Below are 17,342 nucleotides of genomic sequence, written 5' to 3'. Positions count from 1 at the left end.
ACCCTTGGTTTTACCCCATGGTAGCCTATGGTCAATTATCTGTTTATCCTTTAACAATTCAACGCAAAGCAGAATCAGGACAAGCTAGTACAAAACGGCGTAAATAAACCAACCATTCTAAATCCTCCAAAAGCCTATGCTGTCTTCATTTTGACTTTTGACTTTTGACTTCCGCCTTGCGGTACTAGGGGAGTGATTGAAATCTGGTATTGGTTTGGAATTAAATTTAAAACTACCGAATCCTTAATTGATCCTAAAACCCTTTTTCCCCTGCTCCCTGTTTTAGAGGTTGTTTGAAAAGTCATGATTACTGTATCAAATGTTTTACCCCTCCCTAACCCTCCCCTTATAAAGGGGAGGGTTAGGGATTTTTATTGTTTTCCCCCTTTCTTTACAAGGGGAAAGGGGAGTCAAAGCCTCTCCAGTATTAAATATTATTCCTTTTCCCTCTCCTCTTAGGAGAGGGTTAGGGAGAGGTGCAAAGGAGAGGTTTACCAGAGGGGTTTCATATTTAATTGTGCCAAAAAAACAAGATCCCCGACTTCTTTAAGAAGTCGGGGATCTATTTCTGGAGATAGTAAGTTTGCACAAGTTGTAAATTTAACCAGCTAACTGTCCTGATGTGACACATTTGAGACTGAAATAGCAAGTAACTATAGCATTTCTCCATTTACAGTAGTCGGCTTTGACTTCTTTTCGCTGCTATAGCAACTATAAGGCTAGAAACTGATGAAAAAAGTTAATATCTACCGCTTTTGTAATTACGCTTTAATGAGTTTAATTTCTTGCAGTTTAGTCTTGAATCAGATTGCTCCAGCTTCACCTCAAACAGTTTCTCTAACTAACACCACATTTGCACCTGCTACTAACTTAATTTGGCCTACTCAGGGTGTGCTTTCTCAAGGTTTCCGTAAATATCAACATGAGGGAATTGATATTGCGGGTGCAAAAGGGACTCCGATTTTGGCTGCTGCGGCTGGTACAGTTGTCAAAGCTAGTTGGGATGATTGGGGATTAGGTAATTTTATCGAAATTAAACATCTTAATGGCAATGTGACGGTTTACGGACATAATAGCCGCTTATTGGTCAGTAAAGGTCAACAGGTCAAACAAGGTCAAATTATTGCCGAAATGGGTTCAACAGGCAATAGCACCGCCCCTCATTTGCATTTTGAATTTTATGCAGATGGTCGTTTAGCTAGTAATCCTCTCAGTTTATTACCGTCCGCCGCGATCGCAAAAACACCAGTAAATCAACCAGTTACCCGAACTCCACAACCAGTTTCACCTATAAGTAATCATGCTGATTGTCATGGGACTACAATTATGAATGGGGAGACGGCAACAGTCAGTATAAAAGTTTGCGAAGAAAATGGTCAGTTATTTTATTTAGGGAAATTGAAACAGGAACCCAGTCAAGTTTTAAAAATTCGGGCTTGGAAAGTTGATAATAACAAATATCAGGCAGAAAATGGTACTTTTTCCTACTTAATCAGCCCAGAAAAAATAGAAATTTGGCGCAATGGTAGTCCAATTCGTGCAGATAGTTTTCTCACTTCTCGTGGTTTAGGGAAATAAAAATACTAACCTCTTTATGTAATTGATGATTTCATTACAAATACCTGATGTGACAGTTCAAATGGCGGAATATAGCAGCCAACATATTGTGCTAAAGAAGTATAAAATCAATAAAGATTAAAACTAGACAAAAGTATCGTAAAAGTTCACATAAAGGAGCAGGTGATTATGGAATATTTGGCTTATTCATATATGTATATAGAAAATGAACAACCAAATGAAAATTTGGCCTTAAATTTTCCCAAATCGTCATTTAATTGGCGGAAAATTTTTAAATCTTCGGCATGGTTAACTTTGGCTGGTGTGACTATATTACTAGCTACAGTGACTCAAATGCAGTTTGCTTCCGCAGAATATGTCAGCACAAATGGAAATTGTCTTTATATTCGTACCGGACCTAGCACTGCAAATTCATCTGTAGCTTGTGTCCGCAATGGTTCATATATTGGTGAAACAGGCAGTGTCAGAAATGGATTTGCGAGAATTTCTTCGGGACGTTACCGAGGATACTATGCTGCTGAAAGATGGATTGGTAATACTCCTGGCTATTCTCACCGCAGATATCGTTCTGGATACGGTGTTGGGGGTAGGGTGACGGTAGGATATGGCTCAAGAGGTGAACGAGTTAGAGAAATTCAAAGAGCTTTAGGGATTAGAGTTGATGGTGTTTACGGCTCACGCACCATTAACGCAATTCGTCACTTTCAAAGACGTAACGGACTGCATGTAGATGGCGTTGTTGGTTATCAAACTCGGAGAGCTTTAGGTATTTAGAAACTGTTTATACTCAAAACGGTTGAGACATGGACTTTTACAAAATCACGAAAAACCTAGATTTGTAGGGGTTTAGCACTGCTAAACCCCTACCCACAGAATCAAATTATTAAGCCGTGTTGAGTATAATCAGGAATGAGGGGTATAATGTACCTTTATATACCTGCAACCTGCTGTAACTAAAGTTGTTTTTCTGTTCGCCGTTGCTGGTAATTTTTAACAATTTCTAGGATGCGTTCTGCTGCATGGCCATCGCCAAAGGGATTAATGGCGGTGGCTATTTTCGTGTAAGCGTCGGGATTGCTGAGTAGTTCACTAGCGGCTGTGACAATATTTGCGGTTTGTGTACCTACGAGTTTGGCTGTTCCGGCGGTAACAGCTTCTGGTCTTTCTGTCGTATCTCTGAGAACTAAGACTGGTTTACCCAGACTGGGGGCTTCTTCTTGTAAGCCACCGGAATCTGTTAAGATTAAATGCGATCGCTCAATAGCTCCCACTAATTCAGCATAATCCAAGGGTTCTGTTAGGAAAATGCGGGAATGACTCCCTAACAACTTTTGTAGTGGTTCTCTAACTGTGGGATTTTTATGTAATGGCAGTAATAAGGCTGTATCAGGAAATTGCTCTAAAATTTGTAAAAAACTTTGAGCGATATCTTGCAGCGGTGATCCCCAATTTTCCCGTCTATGAACTGTTGCCAATATTGTCCTATATTTATGCCAATCTAACCCAGGTATATTGCAAACTGGTTTTTTTGCAGCCACATTTAACAAGGCATCAATTACAGTATTTCCTGTTAAGTGAATTTCTCCTAATACCCCAGAATTTTGTAAGTTTTCTACAGCCAAAGTAGTCGGCGCAAAATGTAATTGTGTCAGTTGGGAAATCAACCTTCTATTAGCTTCTTCGGGAAAAGGATTAAATAAATCATCAGTCCTTAAACCCGCTTCCACATGACCCACAGGGATTTTTTGATAAAAAGCTGCCAAGGTGGCGGCAAAGGCTGTTGTTGTATCTCCTTGGACAATTACAAAATCTAATTTTTGAGCTTGAAATAATGCTTCTAAACCCTGTAAACTTCGACAAGTAATATCATTAAGAGATTGTTGTCGCTGCATAATCTCTAAATTCCAATCAGCTTTGAGTTTGAACAATTGCATTACTTGTTCAACCATTTCTCGATGTTGTCCTGTGAGAATTACCTGCAATTCAAAATCTGGAGAATTTTGAAAAACTTGAATTACTGGTGCTAGTTTAATAGCTTCGGGACGAGTTCCTAAAATAATGCCAATGCGGTGTTGATTAGTCATTAGTCAAATAATTAGAATTTACTTTTAATTTTGCTAGACAGTAATTAATTTTTTACCCAATTATACCAAATTGTTTTTACTTTCCTTCACACATTTCGGTTATACCCAACACGGCTTAATTATTTGATTCTCCGGGTAGGGGTAAGAGGTTGTTTGAAAAGTATTAGATGAAACCGATAATCTCCAGAAACCTAACCCCCCCTTCTCTAGGGGACTTCCAAGAAATAAATTATCCTGATTAACGAACCACAGAGGCGCAGAGGACACAGAGGAATAAGGGTTTGAGAGATTTTTGCGTTAGGTGGTTGAGTATTTTTTTATTTGGAAGTCCCTAGGAGGGAATGGGGGTTTCAAAGCCTCTCCCCGCTTCGGGGAGAGGTTTACCAGAGGGGTTTATTTATACATTAAAGGCTTTTCAAACATCCTCTAAGGGAACACCAAAAAATAAATTACCCAATTTTGTGGGATAGGCATCCTACCTGTCCTTGATGATTAAGCAGGTTTCCATGTCCCGTGGAAACTGTGGGGGATAACGCTGGGTAATCCCAGTTTACAAATAGGTTCTTCATTTAACCTATCACTCGCAAAGACCCAAACCTCGCTACTATGGGTATCACCATCATAAACCACAGTTAACACCCAACCTTGTTCCGAGCTTTGCGGATTTTGGACATAAATAGGTTCGGAAGGATAGCGATTTTCTCCTATGTTTGCTTGTGTTAAAGTTCCAGTTTGGTGATCAAAACAAGCAATACTATTTAAGATTTCCTTACCAACATCTGTCCCTGGTTGGAATCCTGACATATAGGTATAACGAGAAAATTGACCTGTATTTTGTGGAGGAACACTAGGAAACTCACAATGTTGATTTGAAAGTTGTTCAATTTTAATTACCTTGCCAGTTAAAGGATTGAGTCGAACTTGTGAAAATGTACTATTGGCAATTGTATGAGTTTCCCCTGTAGCTACTTCCCGTAAATATTCATTAGTTTGAAAATCTTCATAACGGGCAATATCTACAATTACCGCGCCACTATTATCTACATAACCATTCGCAAAATGCCACTGAAACCAAGATTCAGTTTCTCCTTCACTGACTAAAGATAAAGTTTCTCTGTCAAAGACTATAATCTGAGTTCCCAATTCAGGATGCCATTCTAGAGAATCACTATAATTACTTGTTCCTACTAAAACTGGCCAAAGATTTAACTTCACTGGCGAAATAAAAAAGATTAGATACTGTCCTGCTAAAACAAAATCATGTATGAGTGGTACACCTTCTAATTGATATGTTCCTGTGCGGATAATTTTACCAGTCAAGTCACTTTTATAAACATTAATTGTGGCATTTAATCCAGGAGTTACACCAAAATTAAAAATTTCCCCTGTATTTGCATCCCGCTTATAATGGGCAGAATAACTTAATTCCTTGGTTAAACTGCCTAAATCATCTTCACCACAAGTTTCTAAAGTTTGCAAATCTAAAGCATAAGGTTTACCACCTTCCCACAATGCCAAAAGTTTATTAGGTAATGCCAAAACTGAAGTATTCGCCGCATTTTTTATGGGTTTGATCCATTGATTCCAGATAATTCCTGGTGCAGTCATGCCATAATTACCATAAAGCAATTTACCCGCAGCAGTTTCTTCTTGATAACCTATGGTTTGCACATAGCGATAAACTGCAAATGTTTCTGCATTGGTAAAATTAACCGCCAGAATTGCCCCATCTCCATCAAACCAATGTCCCACTGGCATACCATTTCGTTCTAGTCGTGCTGGTCCATTCCGGTACAGTGTACCCCGTAAACCATCGGGGATTGTACCTGCGAGAATAGGTAATTGAGTGGCAGGAAATTCTGTTGCTGGTTGAGATATGGCTCTAGACCATGCTTTTTTGGTTGACTTTTGATCAATTGTTTGCATATAGGATTTATTCTGTGAATAATAGGTTGTTGTCTCATGCTAATCGAATTTACCCTTCAAAGTTAAACAGGCTTAAGAGGATGTTTTAAAAGTATTAGATGAAACCGATAATCTCCAAAAACCTAACCCCCCTGCCCCCTTCCCTACGAGGGAAGGGGGTTTTCAAAGCCTCTCCCCGCTTCGGGGAGAGGTTTGGAGAGGGGTTTGTTTATACATTAAAAACTTCTCAAACACCCTCTAAGGGTTAAACCAGTGCTTTTAAGATAGTTACCGACCTCTAACATTGTCGTTCGCGCCAGCGTGCCGGAGGCATCTAGCTAACATTACCCCAGAAATGGGAGGCTCTTCGGATCTCTCCGGTAAAGATTGTAGAGACGTTCCATGGAACGTCTCTACAGGGGTTTCATGCCACGCATATTTAATTTTCACCAGATGTCTATTGAGTTAGGCTGTGCTTTTCTGTTACCTATGGCGACGATACTGGAAATTATTGTGTTCACCTACTTAACTAAAGAAATTCAAGTATTAGGTAAAAATTACAAAGACGAGAATTTTTAGGAATTGAACCTCCTCAAGATTTTGAAGAAGGATTTTTAAAATAATTGATTTATAATAAAAGACATAAAATGGACAATATACGATTTACTTTTATTGACCTTTTTGCTGGAATTGGTGGATTTAAAATGGCATTAAGTAATAATGCTGGTGATTGCGTAGGTTTTAGTGAAATAAATCAAGATGCAATCAATACATATTGTGATAACTTTCAAATTGATCCTAGTTCTAACTTAGGAGATATTACCAAAATCAAAGAATTACCACCTCACGATTTGTTAACTGCTGGAGTTCCTTGTCAAAGTTGGTCAATTGCAGGTAAAAATCTAGGTTTTGATGACGATAGAGGTCAGTTATGGAACGATACAATTTATTTACTTCAACAATCCCAACCAAAAGCATTTATTTTTGAGAATGTCAAAGGATTAGTAGACCCTCGTAATAAAAAAGCTTTATCTTATGTTTTAGAAAGAATTGAACAAGCAGGATATCATGCCAACTATTTTGTTATTAACTCCTTTGATTATGGTGTACCACAAAATAGGATTCGCATATATATAATTGGATTTCAGGAAAAAGACTATTTCCAAAAATTCAACTTACCAAAACCAACAGATAAAAAACTAAAACTTGGCGATATATTAGGTGTAACATCCCAAGGAAAACTAGATAATCAGATTATTCAGAGAGACATATTTGGTAATATTATTGAATCTAAAAGTATGAGTCTTTCCAATACCAACGGATTCAATGATTACTTTTTATTTAACGACTTGAGAAATGGTCATACAACAATACATTCCTGGGACATTATTGAAACCACTCAACGCCAGAAAGATATTTGTTTATTATTACTTAGAAACAGACGAAAAAGCAACTATGGAGAATTAGATGGAAATCCATTATCATTAGAACATTTTCAAAATCTAGATTCATCAATTAAACAAGAAGAAATTGATGAACTGGTGCAATTAGAAATCTTAAAATCTGAACAATATCGTTTTATTATCAAAAAGTATAATATTAAAGCTTTGACAAAGAATGAACAGACTTTGCTTTCATTCACCAATAATGCAGAAATAATTGTTGATAGTTTGAAAATTCAAAGAGTGTTTAAATTAGAAAAGATGTCAATTAAAAAAACAATTGAGTCTCTTCAAGAAAAAAATATTATTGAGTGTGCTGAAATTCGCTATGATTTTAAAAACACTAAAATAAGCACAGGATTATTTGGTGTAAGTCGGATCTTTTTACCAAGTTCTGATATTTTCCCAACTCTAGTTGCCAGCGACACAAATGACTTTATAACTTTAAAGACAATCGAAGCAACAAATCATCATGATTTCAAAAACAAATTCATCAAAGAAGTTTATGAATCAAGAGAGTTTAGAAAAATTACTAAACGCGAGGCTTGTTTAATACAGGGATTTCCTCAAGATTTTAAATTACCAGAGTTAAGACCAAGATGGATGAAACTAATTGGAAATAGTGTTTCAGTTCCCGTAATTGATAAATTGTGCAAAGCTATTGTTGAAACTGGTGTCTTTGAAAATTAAGATAAGTTAAGCAACCCCATAAAAACCCCATTATGTTCACTGAAACTACCTTCACAAATTGGATAACTTGCCCTCAACCCAATCCCCATGCCAAAGTACGCCTATTTTGCTTTGCTTATGCCGGTGGTAGTGCTACGATTTTTCGGACATGGGCTGATGATTTACCAGCAACTATTGAATTATGCCCCATAGAAATTCCCGGAAGAGGCAAACAAATCAAATCACCTCCATACACAAAAATTCAACCTCTAGTTCCAGCAATAGCTACCAATATCATTCCCTATCTAGATAAACCCTATGCTTTCATCGGTTACAGTATGGGTGCATTAATTAGTTTTGAGTTAATTAGGCTACTGCGCTCTAAATATAATTTTCACCCTTCACATTTTTTTGTTGCTGCTCATCAAGCCCCACAATTATCTGCTGAAAAACCGCCAATTTCTCAATTACCAGATACCGATTTTTTAGCCAAAATATCCCAATTGAATGGAACTCCCCAAGAAGTGCTAAACAATGCCGACTTGATGCAGATATTTTTACCGATTATCCGCGCTGATTTTACAGTTTTGGAATCCTATATTTATACTCCCCAACCTCCTTTAGATTGTCCTATTACTGCTTTCGGTGGTTTACAAGACCCAAGAGTTAGTTATACTGCCATTGCTGCATGGGAAAAACAAACTGTCGCCCCTTTTTTATTACAAATGATAGATGGTGATCATTTTTTTATCAACACTGCTAAGACTACTTTACTTAACCATCTAATTCAATCCCTCCAATCCTATTTCTAATTTATCTTCTAAAACATGAAAAATATACCTAGTGATGGGGGAATCATTACCGAATCTATACTATTCAAAATAATTGAGGATTTATATAGTACGGTTATCACGACGATCATATCTATAAAACCGAACTGTAATCAATTGATTTTCTGGTGCTACTATTTAATTGGGAAGCTAAAGATTAAGCTTCAAGAAGTTAAAGGTTAGAAGTTTTACCAGTAGTATTATTGTTTACCAAGTCAGAAGCTTAAGATTCAGTCTCACCAAATCAGAAAGTCCAATAGTGAATTTTTGAGGAGATAGATATGACACTTGTACGTTGGAATCCTTTACGGGAAATAGAACGCTGGGAACCATTCCCTGAAATGGGTATTATCCGTCAGCAAATGGATCGTTTGTTTGAGCAATTATTACCACCCGACGGAGGGGAAAAAATAGGATTGACTTTTATTCCTCCTGCCGAAATTGCGGAAACCGATAGTGATTTGAAGTTGAAAGTCGAAATACCAGGCTTGGATGCGAAGGATCTTAATGTTGAGGTCACTCCTGAGTCGGTTTCTATTAGCGGCGAGCGCAAATCGGAAACAACAACAGAAGCGGAAGGCATGACTCGCTCAGAGTTTCGTTATGGCAAGTTCCAACGGATAATCGCCTTGCCTGCGGTCGTGGATAATGAGAAGGTCGTAGCAGAATATAAGAATGGAATTCTCCATTTGACCATTCCTAAAGCCGAATCAGAAAAACACAGGGCTGTGAAGGTTAGTCTCGGCTAATGGTTTTTGGTTGAAATGAAGTAGTAAGGGTCAGTAACCCAGCCCTAAAGGGACTGGGCTTGCAAGAGTAATCAAGCAAGCCGTACTGACCAGACCACCCTAAGAGACTTGCCCTTCGACTTCGTTCAGAGCAAGTCTCTTGGGGTAGCCGTTATTTGAGTCACGACACCTCGGAAGGCGTAGCCCCTTTGGGGTTCAGCAGTCGCTCATGGGGGAAACTCCCAAGACCGCGCTGCTTCACTAGTTCCCCGCTCTGTCATTTGCAATCAATTCATCCTTCATTTTTTTGTGGCAAGTGGGAGGGATAATAATTCATGATTAATGGTTTATATTCTAAAAATATGTTTCTAATTACATAGTTAATTCTCAAGATAGATGCTAAAGAGCATTTTTATATTTATGAGTTATGGGGACAAAAATCTAGCCTATATCCTTTTCTTACTTTTATGTAAGATATGAGCAAATATATCTCAGTCGCTGTTAATATATCGGAAATAGCAGTTTGTATCTTTGACCTAGATAGGAGGTTTCAATTTTTGAGAAAACTTCTACAAAAACACACACTGATACAGTTTCATTTGCTTGAATAGCTATATAAAGAGGATTGAGATTGGCAATTATTAATTATGGCAACCAAAGTAATTGATGTTAGAGAATATACTGTCCGAGCGCACAAAAGACTGATTCATACACGAGTTTTCCACTTTGTTTGTAAAGAATGTAATCAGGCTACAAAGCGGGAAACTTTCGGAACTCGCCCTTTATATTGTGAAAGTTGTCGTCCTCCCCAACCTCCTAAAAAATCACTCCAGGTATCTACACCAAGCAAACCTAGAGCCATGACTTACACCAGCAATATAGATTTAGGTTGAGTGAATTGCTGTCAACCACCCATCACTTCCATTCGGGTAAGTGAGGGCTTGTAAAAGCCTAGTTGGACTCAGTTCTTAACGGAACTACGTTAGAGGTAAGAGTTAAAGACCTACCAGGGGATGCGTAGCTAGTTCCCTGCTCTAGAACTTCAAAGTTAAACAGGCTTAAGGGTTAAACCAGTGCTTTTAAGATAGTTACCGACCTCTAACATTGTCGTTCGCGCGTGCCGGAGGCATCTAGCTAACATTACCCGCAAGGAGGCTCTTTGGAGCAAAATATTATGTCCAAAGTATTTGTTTTAGACACTGAAAAAAGACCACTAGACCCAATTAATCCAGCACAGGCTAGACAACTATTAAGAAACAAAAAAGCAGCAATATTTAGACAGTTTCCGTTCACAATTATTCTCAAAAAATCCTGTCCTGACTCCCCAGGTTCAAATTTGTTAATGGTTTTCAAACCGGAGACATTGTGAAAGCTGTTGTCACAAAAGGTAAAAAGATTGGGGCATATATCGGACGAGTAGCGGTGAGGACTAGCGGTAGTTTCAATATCTCAACAATATCTGGACTGATTCAAGGTATCTCTTACAAATACTGTAAATCAATTCACAAAAAGGACGGTTACGAATATGGAAAATCAAAGATTTATTAATTGCTCAACTGTCCCTTTCATTATTTGTGCTGGCGCACAAAATTACTCAAGGGACTTTTCACAATTAACCCTCCATTCCTCCCATCACCAAACTGAGTACAGTTTTGGTGGGGGTCTCCTGGAGGTTTAGATGAATTCTCAAGGACAATTACAAGCACCACCCGAAGTATTTATTGCGCCATTGTTGGAATTACGAGATTACTATGGGAGTCTCGCCCAAAAGTACCAACGTCTATTCATAGAGGCGCGATCGCAATTAGATAATGTAGAATCCTTGTTATCTACATGGTCTTATACTGATGACAACGAACAAGTTGAGGCTGACGAAGAAGATTCACTATTGTTGTTGTCTTCTAATCACAGTTCCAATCTGGAACATTTGCAGCCCCTAGAGTCAGAAATTCCTAAATCAGACCCTTTCAAAGTCAACCATTCCCTCTCTGAAGTTAAAGACTCAAACAATCTTTCCTATCAGCGTCGTCACTATGTTGGTAAGGGGGAAGATGTTCCCATGCTCTCTCACTATGGAAATATGACTCGCATGGAAGCACTCAAAAAGCTATTGGGAGAATATGTGGGAACTGTCTGTCACATAGATTTTATCGTGCGATCGCTCTATGGTGATTTAGAGTCTACTATTTTCAAAGTCGTTAAAGGTAGAGTCCAATCATCTCTGACCCAAGGGAGGGAAAGTGGTTATTGGTCAGCGATTCCCAATGAACCGGGCTGTTATAGCTTAGATCTAAATTCACTAGGTCCAATTCAAGGTAGGGGAATATCTAGGGGGATCAAATCCACCAAAACCAACAAACATTTCCTCAGACCCCAAACGAAAGTAGTACCGATGTTGGCACAATTTGATGGTCAATTTTTAATTGATGCTCTGACCTTATTTCTAGAACAAAATGCGGGACGAATTTTCAATGTGAATGAGATAGTCAATGGCATTTATGGATATCTAGACCCAGAGGAAGTCAGAGAGGTTAAAAATAAGGTTCTCAATGAACTATCTAGGGGTCATCGCACAGGCCGATTTGTCAGAGTTCCTCACCAAATTGGTCTATATACTTGGGATATAAATATGATCGCCAAAAAATAACACAAAAAAGGTGCGTTACAACTTGTTAACGCACCTGTTTAGAAAATGGAGAGGGGGGGATTCGAACCCCCGAAGGGATATAATCCCTTAACAGATTAGCAATCTGCCGCTTTCGACCACTCAGCCACCTCTCCAGTTCATGAGTAATAATCGTAGCAGAAGTTTTTGAGTCTGTCAATAGTCATTTTCCAAATAAATTCAATGACCAATGACCGGGAATTTTAGATTTTAGATTTTAGATTTTAGATTTTAGATTTTAGATTAAAAAAAGTTGGTACAGGACTTAGTCCTCTACTAACGGAAAAATCATAAATCCCAAACCCAAGATTTTCGAGCTTCTACACTTTAGGGTGGAGTCAATCCAAAATCCAAAATCGTCAATCCAAAATTGCCTGACCAATAACCAATCTATAAAACTTGCGATCGCATCCAAGCTGCTGGCAAGGTGCGTAACTTTTTCCATTGGGGAACATAAGCTCGCTGACTGAACACATCATAATCATTGCGCTCAATCACCTCTAAAATCTGCTCATATAGCATAGATGCAGACCAAACAGGCCACCGAGCATCAGCAGCCAGGTAACTAATACCCTTATCTGCTTGGATGTAAAATTTACGGGCGCGGTCAATTTGAAACCGCATGAGTGAACGCCAGCGGTCATCCACTACGCCGCGAATACATTCTTCCTCGGTGTAATTAAATTTGGCTAAATCTTCTAGGGGAAGATAGATTCTGCCTCGACGGGCATCTTCACCAACATCACGGAGAATATTGGTAAGTTGATTAGCAATCCCCAAGGCGATCGCCTCTTCTATAGGAAGATAGGGCTGTTGGTTTTGATGCCAAGGGGCTGTATAGATACTATTATCTATCCCCATAATCGTCGTTGACATCAAACCCACAGTTCCCGCTACTCGGTAGCAGTAGAGGTATAAGTCCTCAAAAGTTGCATAGCGACTGCGATACAAGTCCATCCGCTGACCGGCGATCATATCCCGAAAGGGTTGAATGTCTAGCGGAAAGCGTTGGAGGGTATCTACTAACGCTACATCATAATTATCCAATGGGCATCCCGCAAAAATGGATTCCAGTTGACTTTCCCATAGTTCTAGGGTTTCTGGGGTGGTGATAGCAGATGCCGGACCATCCACTAACTCATCTGTACGGCGACACCAGGCATAAATTGCCCAGACAGATTGACGCTTGGCCGGACTCATCAGCATTGTACCTAAATAAAAAGTTTTAGCGTACTTAGCCGTGAGTTCCCGGCAAAGGGTATATGACTCATCTATAGAAACCAGCGTTTTCATGCGCGGGGGGGAATCAGGCAGTTGCAGCATTCGTGGCGGGCGGTCGTGTTGGCGTTTGCAGGTTAGAGGAATTTGCTACCGTCAGCGCTTGAAATATCGCCTGCGCTGTTAGTTTACCAGAAAGTACAGCCCCTTCCATACTGGCGAGATAGCGTTGCATTGTATAATCCCCAGTCAGATAGAAGTTAGAAATGGGGGTTTGCTGTGAAGGGCGGTACTGTTGGCGACCTGGAGTAGCTTTGTAAACTGAACGCGGTGTTTTCACCACATGATATTTCAGTATTTTAGTCGGATTATCTCCCCCAAAGTGCTGGGGAAAAAGTTTTTCTAACTCAGTAATAGTTGCAGCAACGATTTCTGCATCGGATTTAGATATCCACTCTTTGGCTGGCGCTAGAACCAATTCCAACATGGAACGGTCAGGATTGGCATATTCACGGCAAGTATTACTCATATCAGCATAAACGCTGAGGAGTGGAGAACGGGAAAATAGCAGATGATCAATATCTGTTAATTTGCGATCAAACCAGATATGAACATTAATCACTGGTACACCTTCCAAACCCTCCAATTTTTGGAAAAACTCCATTGCTTTCCAAGAACTTGGCAAAATCGGCTTTAAAGGATCAACTGGCAGGGCAGATACATAGGTATCCGCTGTAAATATTTCATCCTCTGCCCCGTTTAAGCCCCGCAGCAGGAATCCTTTTACAGTTCCATCCTCATTGAGTAAAATCTCTTTCAATGGTGCATTCAGGCGCACCTCGCCACCGCGTTCAGTGATGTGGTCAATGATTGGCTGACACAACCTTTCTGTGGGTGAACCGTCCAGGAAAGCCATTTTTGAGCCGTTTTTCTCTTGGAGAAAGCGATTCAATGCCGTTAAGAGGACGGTGGCGGAAATTTCGTCTGGATCAATGAAGTTCAAGGCTTTAGACATAGCAATGAATACTTCTTTTTCCACTCTGGGGGGAACGTTTTGTTTTTGCAGCCACTCCCGGAAAGAATATTTGTCCATTTCTTCGACATACTTCTGCCCCTGGAGAATGGCAGGTAGTAAACCAATCCCAAAACTGATTTTCTCCGGCCAGGTCAGCATATCGTTGTTTCTCAGAATTGCCACCATACCATTGATAGGTGCTGGCAAATCTGGAAAATCGAATCGGCTATAAGTCCCCGGAGCTTCAGGCTGATTGAAGATCATTGTGTGTTCTTTCCACTGCAATCGATCTTCAATGTTCAATTCTTTGAATAACTGCAACATATTGGGATAAGCCCCAAAAAAAATGTGCAGTCCTGTTTCGTACCAGTCACCATCAGCATCTTTCCACGCAGCCACTTTTCCTCCCACTACGTCTCGGCGTTCCAAAACGATAGGTGTGTGACCTAGATCGGTAAGATATTTTGCACAGGAAAGTCCTGCTAGACCCGCTCCCGCGATTGCTACGCGCATTTAAACCTACTATTATTCAATATTTTTTAACTGTTTTGTCGTTCTCATTATACGTTGCAATCCTTTACATTTGGCACGGTAGGTCTGATTGCTTCCCAAAAAATTCCCCAAATTTCCCCCTAACTATGTAATTTACCTTAGTCTTCGCTCCAGGAATAAACACGAAATTTTTTCCGTGATAAATATTTAGTGTAGTTTAGGACTCATTTTAAATCAGTGTATATTTTTGCTTAACTGCCTATCATCAATACAAAAAATGGCTTTCTTGCTCAGTGTTTATACGTGAAAAATGTATGTCTAATAGTAAAGTAAATAGCAAATAAAAATTGTATTCATAAGCAAAAATAATCGAATATTAGTAATACTTCAAAACTAGATTTAAAACTTTTATTTATTTAGATCTCCATTACGGTATATGATGATCCCAGACAGTTTAATCATGATCAAATCTGAAAACGCATAGAAATTATGTAATTCCAAAAAAATTTGTTCTTTGTTTAATAGAACTTTTTTCTATTCAACCTGGAGATTATTTCTCTAGGAATTGTGCATCTATCTGGAGAATAAATAAACTATGATATCAATGGGAATACTATGGGTGACATCCTTTACAGGTGGTGCTTTGGCGTTGACAGCAAATTTACCACTGGGTTTAATAGCTGCATTTTCTCCAATCCAACTTCCAGCCAACTTAATTAAGCCGCAATCCCAATTTCTGACGATCGCTCAACAACATAAAAATGTTTGGCAAAAAACCTTAATATCAAAAACTGCTTTCACATTTGACTGGATAAATAGGCAATTATCATCCTACAGAAATAAGTCTATCGCTGTAGCTTCAATAAGCTTGAAGCCAAAAGAAACGCGATTTTGTTCCTCTGTGCCAGAAAATATAGCTGCACAACCTCACTTGAAAAATGCTACTAACTTTTTACCAATAGTTACACAAGTTAGTATTCCCAAGGTAGATTTATCATCTTCTACTGTTGTGCGATCGCTCCAAAGTTTCTTTAATGTCATCCGCAATCCAGTCGATCCAAATGGAAGTTATGATTACTCACCAGTATTGATTTTTAAGCGGAATCCATCCAGTTATGAAGTATGGGTTAATAACAGTTTTGTTGCCAGACTACCTGATCGAATTACAGCCAAAGCATTACAAAGACGCTTACAGCAATTAACAAAAATGCCTGCTGTACAACCTACACAATTACAACCAGGCTTAGTAGATAAAACTCCTTCCATGATGGTAGGTAATCGGTTACTATTTGCAATAGATCAAAAACTCTCTCAGCAAATTGGTCGCAGCGGTCATATTTTGGCAATGGAATGGACTAATAATTTGCGAATAGCACTCCATACCAAACCACTGACATTGGTACAAGGACAAATGGAAATGTATGGATTACAGTCCTCAACCACAAAACTTTCTGGTATAGCTTCTTGGTATGGTGGCTATTTTCACGGTCGCTTAACCGCAAATGGTGAGATATATGATCAAGATGATTTTACTGTTGCCCATCGGACTCTACCTTTTAATACCTTCTTAAAAGTCACCAATTTAGAAAACAATAAATCCGTGATTGTCCGCGTTAATGATCGTGGTCCGTATATTTTACCCAGAAGCCTGGATTTATCTCGAACAGCGGCTCGTTGTATCGGTAGTGAACATACTGGAGTCGTAGCTTATCAGGCTGTGATTTTACAACAAAATTTCCCAACAATGACCTTGAAACCATCTCAACCAAAAACTGAAAATATGGCTAATGCTAAAAGTGAGTTATTAGTTTCCAATTTTTAGGGAACACCAAAAAATAAATTACCCAATTTTGTGGGATGGGCATCCTGCCCGTCCTTGATGATTAGCAGGCAATTCGTCCCGCACCACAAGAAATTTTTGGGTATTTTTTTAATTGGAAGTCCCTTAGTGGCAGGATCAGGGCTGTTTCATTCTAAAATCTGACATTTTATGTATTCACGAGAATGCTTGAACTTTGTAGTGCGGGCATCTTGCCCGCTAGAATTATACAAACTAAATGCACAACAGCTTATCTCACGACGGCTGAAAATACCTAAATTTGTTGCTTAAATCTAGAATGAAATAACCCTGCTGGAAGGATAAAGTAGAAAAGGCTTTATCCTTTATTGATATCAAACTAATTATGTCAATATCCCAACTATCACAAAGCTTTGGTAATCATCTAATTCTGGGTATTTCCGGGACAAGTTTAAATGATGATGATAAACGGGCGTTAAATGAATTAAAACCCATTGGTGTCATCTTTTTTGCCAAAAACTTTCTTGACGGTGTAAAATATCCAGTTTGGTTAGAACAGTTTAAAAACCTCATTGATGAAGTTCGCCAATATACTGAGCGTGACTCCATATTTACTACTTTAGATCATGAAGGTGGGCGGGTTGTGCGGACACCTTTACCAATTACCCGCTTTCCTCAAGCTTATTTATTACAGTCCCATGCTTATGAAGTTGCCAAAGCCACAGCACTAGAATTAAAATCTCTGGGAATTAATCTTTCCTGGTCCCCAGTTGCCGATATTTTCTCTAATCCCCAAAACCCGATTATTGGCGCTCGTGCGTTCGGAATTACACCAGAAACCACTAGTGAAGCCGTGGGAGAATATTACCGAGGATTACGGGAAGAAGGGATTTTAGGTGCTGCTAAACACTTTCCTGG

The 17,342-nt window shown here is 39.0% G+C and carries 15 protein-coding genes, 1 tRNA gene and 1 pseudogene (1 of these 17 cut by a window edge); 12 read left to right on the top strand and 5 right to left on the bottom strand.

The window, feature by feature from the left end; translation table 11 throughout:
- Positions 1-729: 729 nt before the first annotated feature.
- Complete coding sequence (locus NG743_RS16875) at positions 730-1,578, top strand: M23 family metallopeptidase (protein ID WP_193964064.1); 849 nt, start codon at positions 730-732, stop codon at positions 1,576-1,578.
- Between the two features lie 168 nt (positions 1,579-1,746).
- Positions 1,747-2,352, top strand: a complete 606-nt coding sequence (locus NG743_RS16870; RefSeq protein ID WP_257120483.1) for a peptidoglycan-binding domain-containing protein — start codon at positions 1,747-1,749, stop codon at positions 2,350-2,352.
- A gap of 179 nt (positions 2,353-2,531) precedes the next feature.
- On the opposite strand, the gene wecB is transcribed toward NG743_RS16870, so the two are convergent.
- Together wecB and NG743_RS16860 are read right to left on the bottom strand one after the other, a co-directional pair.
- A complete protein-coding gene (gene wecB / locus NG743_RS16865; RefSeq protein ID WP_027402596.1) occupies positions 2,532-3,662 on the bottom strand; it encodes a non-hydrolyzing UDP-N-acetylglucosamine 2-epimerase in 1,131 nt (376 codons plus the stop codon).
- Positions 3,663-4,154: 492 nt separating this feature from the next.
- Positions 4,155-5,588, bottom strand: a complete 1,434-nt coding sequence (locus NG743_RS16860; RefSeq protein ID WP_193964070.1) for a carotenoid oxygenase family protein — start codon at positions 5,586-5,588, stop codon at positions 4,155-4,157.
- 405 nt (positions 5,589-5,993) lie between these two features.
- Between NG743_RS16860 and NG743_RS16855 the strand changes: the two genes are divergently transcribed.
- From NG743_RS16855 to NG743_RS16820, 8 genes and pseudogenes are all read left to right on the top strand, one after another.
- Entirely contained in the window at positions 5,994-6,146 is a 153-nt protein-coding gene (locus tag NG743_RS16855) for a hypothetical protein (protein ID WP_257120482.1), read from the top strand.
- Between the two features lie 44 nt (positions 6,147-6,190).
- Positions 6,191-7,699 carry a DNA cytosine methyltransferase gene (locus tag NG743_RS16850; protein ID WP_257120481.1) on the top strand — a complete coding sequence of 503 codons (1,509 nt, stop codon included), beginning with the start codon at positions 6,191-6,193 and terminating at the stop codon, positions 7,697-7,699.
- Between the two features lie 32 nt (positions 7,700-7,731).
- Positions 7,732-8,490: a thioesterase II family protein gene (locus NG743_RS16845; protein ID WP_257120480.1), complete on the top strand. Its 759-nt coding sequence runs from the start codon at positions 7,732-7,734 to the stop codon at positions 8,488-8,490.
- Positions 8,491-8,789: 299 nt separating this feature from the next.
- On the top strand, positions 8,790-9,257 hold the full coding sequence (locus NG743_RS16840) for an Hsp20/alpha crystallin family protein (RefSeq protein WP_027402602.1): 468 nt from the start codon (positions 8,790-8,792) through the stop codon (positions 9,255-9,257).
- Between the two features lie 626 nt (positions 9,258-9,883).
- A complete protein-coding gene (locus NG743_RS16835) occupies positions 9,884-10,129 on the top strand; it encodes a hypothetical protein (RefSeq protein WP_035082434.1) in 246 nt (81 codons plus the stop codon).
- A 281-nt stretch (positions 10,130-10,410) separates the two neighbouring features.
- The gene (locus NG743_RS16830; protein ID WP_027402603.1) at positions 10,411-10,605 is read left to right on the top strand and encodes an RRXRR domain-containing protein; all 195 of its coding nucleotides are present in this window, start codon (positions 10,411-10,413) and stop codon (positions 10,603-10,605) included.
- Positions 10,557-10,784, top strand: a pseudogene (locus tag NG743_RS16825) (RNA-guided endonuclease IscB); the annotation flags it as partial. The gene NG743_RS16830 and the pseudogene NG743_RS16825, both read left to right, overlap by 49 nt.
- Positions 10,785-10,914: 130 nt before the next feature.
- Positions 10,915-11,883, top strand: a complete 969-nt coding sequence (locus tag NG743_RS16820; protein ID WP_257120478.1) for a hypothetical protein — start codon at positions 10,915-10,917, stop codon at positions 11,881-11,883.
- Positions 11,884-11,929: 46 nt separating this feature from the next.
- On the opposite strand, the gene NG743_RS16815 is transcribed toward NG743_RS16820, so the two are convergent.
- The 3 genes from NG743_RS16815 to pds form a co-directional block, all read right to left on the bottom strand.
- Positions 11,930-12,017: transfer RNA gene (locus tag NG743_RS16815), tRNA-Ser, on the bottom strand.
- A gap of 274 nt (positions 12,018-12,291) precedes the next feature.
- Complete coding sequence (crtB, locus tag NG743_RS16810) at positions 12,292-13,224, bottom strand: 15-cis-phytoene synthase CrtB (protein WP_027402605.1); 933 nt, start codon at positions 13,222-13,224, stop codon at positions 12,292-12,294.
- A complete protein-coding gene (pds, locus tag NG743_RS16805; protein ID WP_027402606.1) occupies positions 13,208-14,647 on the bottom strand; it encodes a 15-cis-phytoene desaturase in 1,440 nt (479 codons plus the stop codon). The genes crtB and pds overlap by 17 nt, the downstream gene beginning before the upstream one ends.
- A gap of 583 nt (positions 14,648-15,230) precedes the next feature.
- Between pds and NG743_RS16800 the strand changes: the two genes are divergently transcribed.
- Together NG743_RS16800 and nagZ are read left to right on the top strand one after the other, a co-directional pair.
- Positions 15,231-16,448 carry a septal ring lytic transglycosylase RlpA family protein gene (locus NG743_RS16800; protein ID WP_051424337.1) on the top strand — a complete coding sequence of 406 codons (1,218 nt, stop codon included), beginning with the start codon at positions 15,231-15,233 and terminating at the stop codon, positions 16,446-16,448.
- 361 nt (positions 16,449-16,809) lie between these two features.
- Positions 16,810-17,342: the 5' portion of a beta-N-acetylhexosaminidase gene (nagZ, locus tag NG743_RS16795; protein WP_027402608.1), read on the top strand. Its footprint extends 553 nt past the window's final position; only the first 533 of its 1,086 coding nucleotides appear in the window; the start codon lies at positions 16,810-16,812; its stop codon lies off the right edge, out of view.

It is taken from the genome of Dolichospermum heterosporum TAC447 (assembly GCF_024584745.1).
Lineage (GTDB): Bacteria > Cyanobacteriota > Cyanobacteriia > Cyanobacteriales > Nostocaceae > Dolichospermum > Dolichospermum heterosporum.
Note: the sequence above shows the minus strand (reverse complement) of the source record. Positions and strands in the feature narration are given on the sequence as shown.

Excerpts from the sequence above, each read along its gene's own strand:
- NG743_RS16875 (WP_193964064.1), top strand. The coding sequence starts at position 730 with ATGAAAAAAGTTAATATCTACCGCTTTTGTAATTACGCTTTAATGAGT.
- NG743_RS16870 (WP_257120483.1), top strand. The coding sequence starts at position 1,747 with ATGGAATATTTGGCTTATTCATATATGTATATAGAAAATGAACAACCA.
- wecB (WP_027402596.1), bottom strand. The coding sequence starts at position 3,662 with ATGACTAATCAACACCGCATTGGCATTATTTTAGGAACTCGTCCCGAA.
- NG743_RS16860 (WP_193964070.1), bottom strand. The coding sequence starts at position 5,588 with ATGCAAACAATTGATCAAAAGTCAACCAAAAAAGCATGGTCTAGAGCC.
- NG743_RS16855 (WP_257120482.1), top strand. The coding sequence starts at position 5,994 with ATGCCACGCATATTTAATTTTCACCAGATGTCTATTGAGTTAGGCTGT.
- NG743_RS16845 (WP_257120480.1), top strand. The coding sequence starts at position 7,732 with ATGTTCACTGAAACTACCTTCACAAATTGGATAACTTGCCCTCAACCC.
- NG743_RS16840 (WP_027402602.1), top strand. The coding sequence starts at position 8,790 with ATGACACTTGTACGTTGGAATCCTTTACGGGAAATAGAACGCTGGGAA.
- NG743_RS16835 (WP_035082434.1), top strand. The coding sequence starts at position 9,884 with ATGGCAACCAAAGTAATTGATGTTAGAGAATATACTGTCCGAGCGCAC.
- NG743_RS16830 (WP_027402603.1), top strand. The coding sequence starts at position 10,411 with ATGTCCAAAGTATTTGTTTTAGACACTGAAAAAAGACCACTAGACCCA.
- NG743_RS16820 (WP_257120478.1), top strand. The coding sequence starts at position 10,915 with ATGAATTCTCAAGGACAATTACAAGCACCACCCGAAGTATTTATTGCG.
- crtB (WP_027402605.1), bottom strand. The coding sequence starts at position 13,224 with ATGCTGCAACTGCCTGATTCCCCCCCGCGCATGAAAACGCTGGTTTCT.
- pds (WP_027402606.1), bottom strand. The coding sequence starts at position 14,647 with ATGCGCGTAGCAATCGCGGGAGCGGGTCTAGCAGGACTTTCCTGTGCA.
- NG743_RS16800 (WP_051424337.1), top strand. The coding sequence starts at position 15,231 with ATGGGAATACTATGGGTGACATCCTTTACAGGTGGTGCTTTGGCGTTG.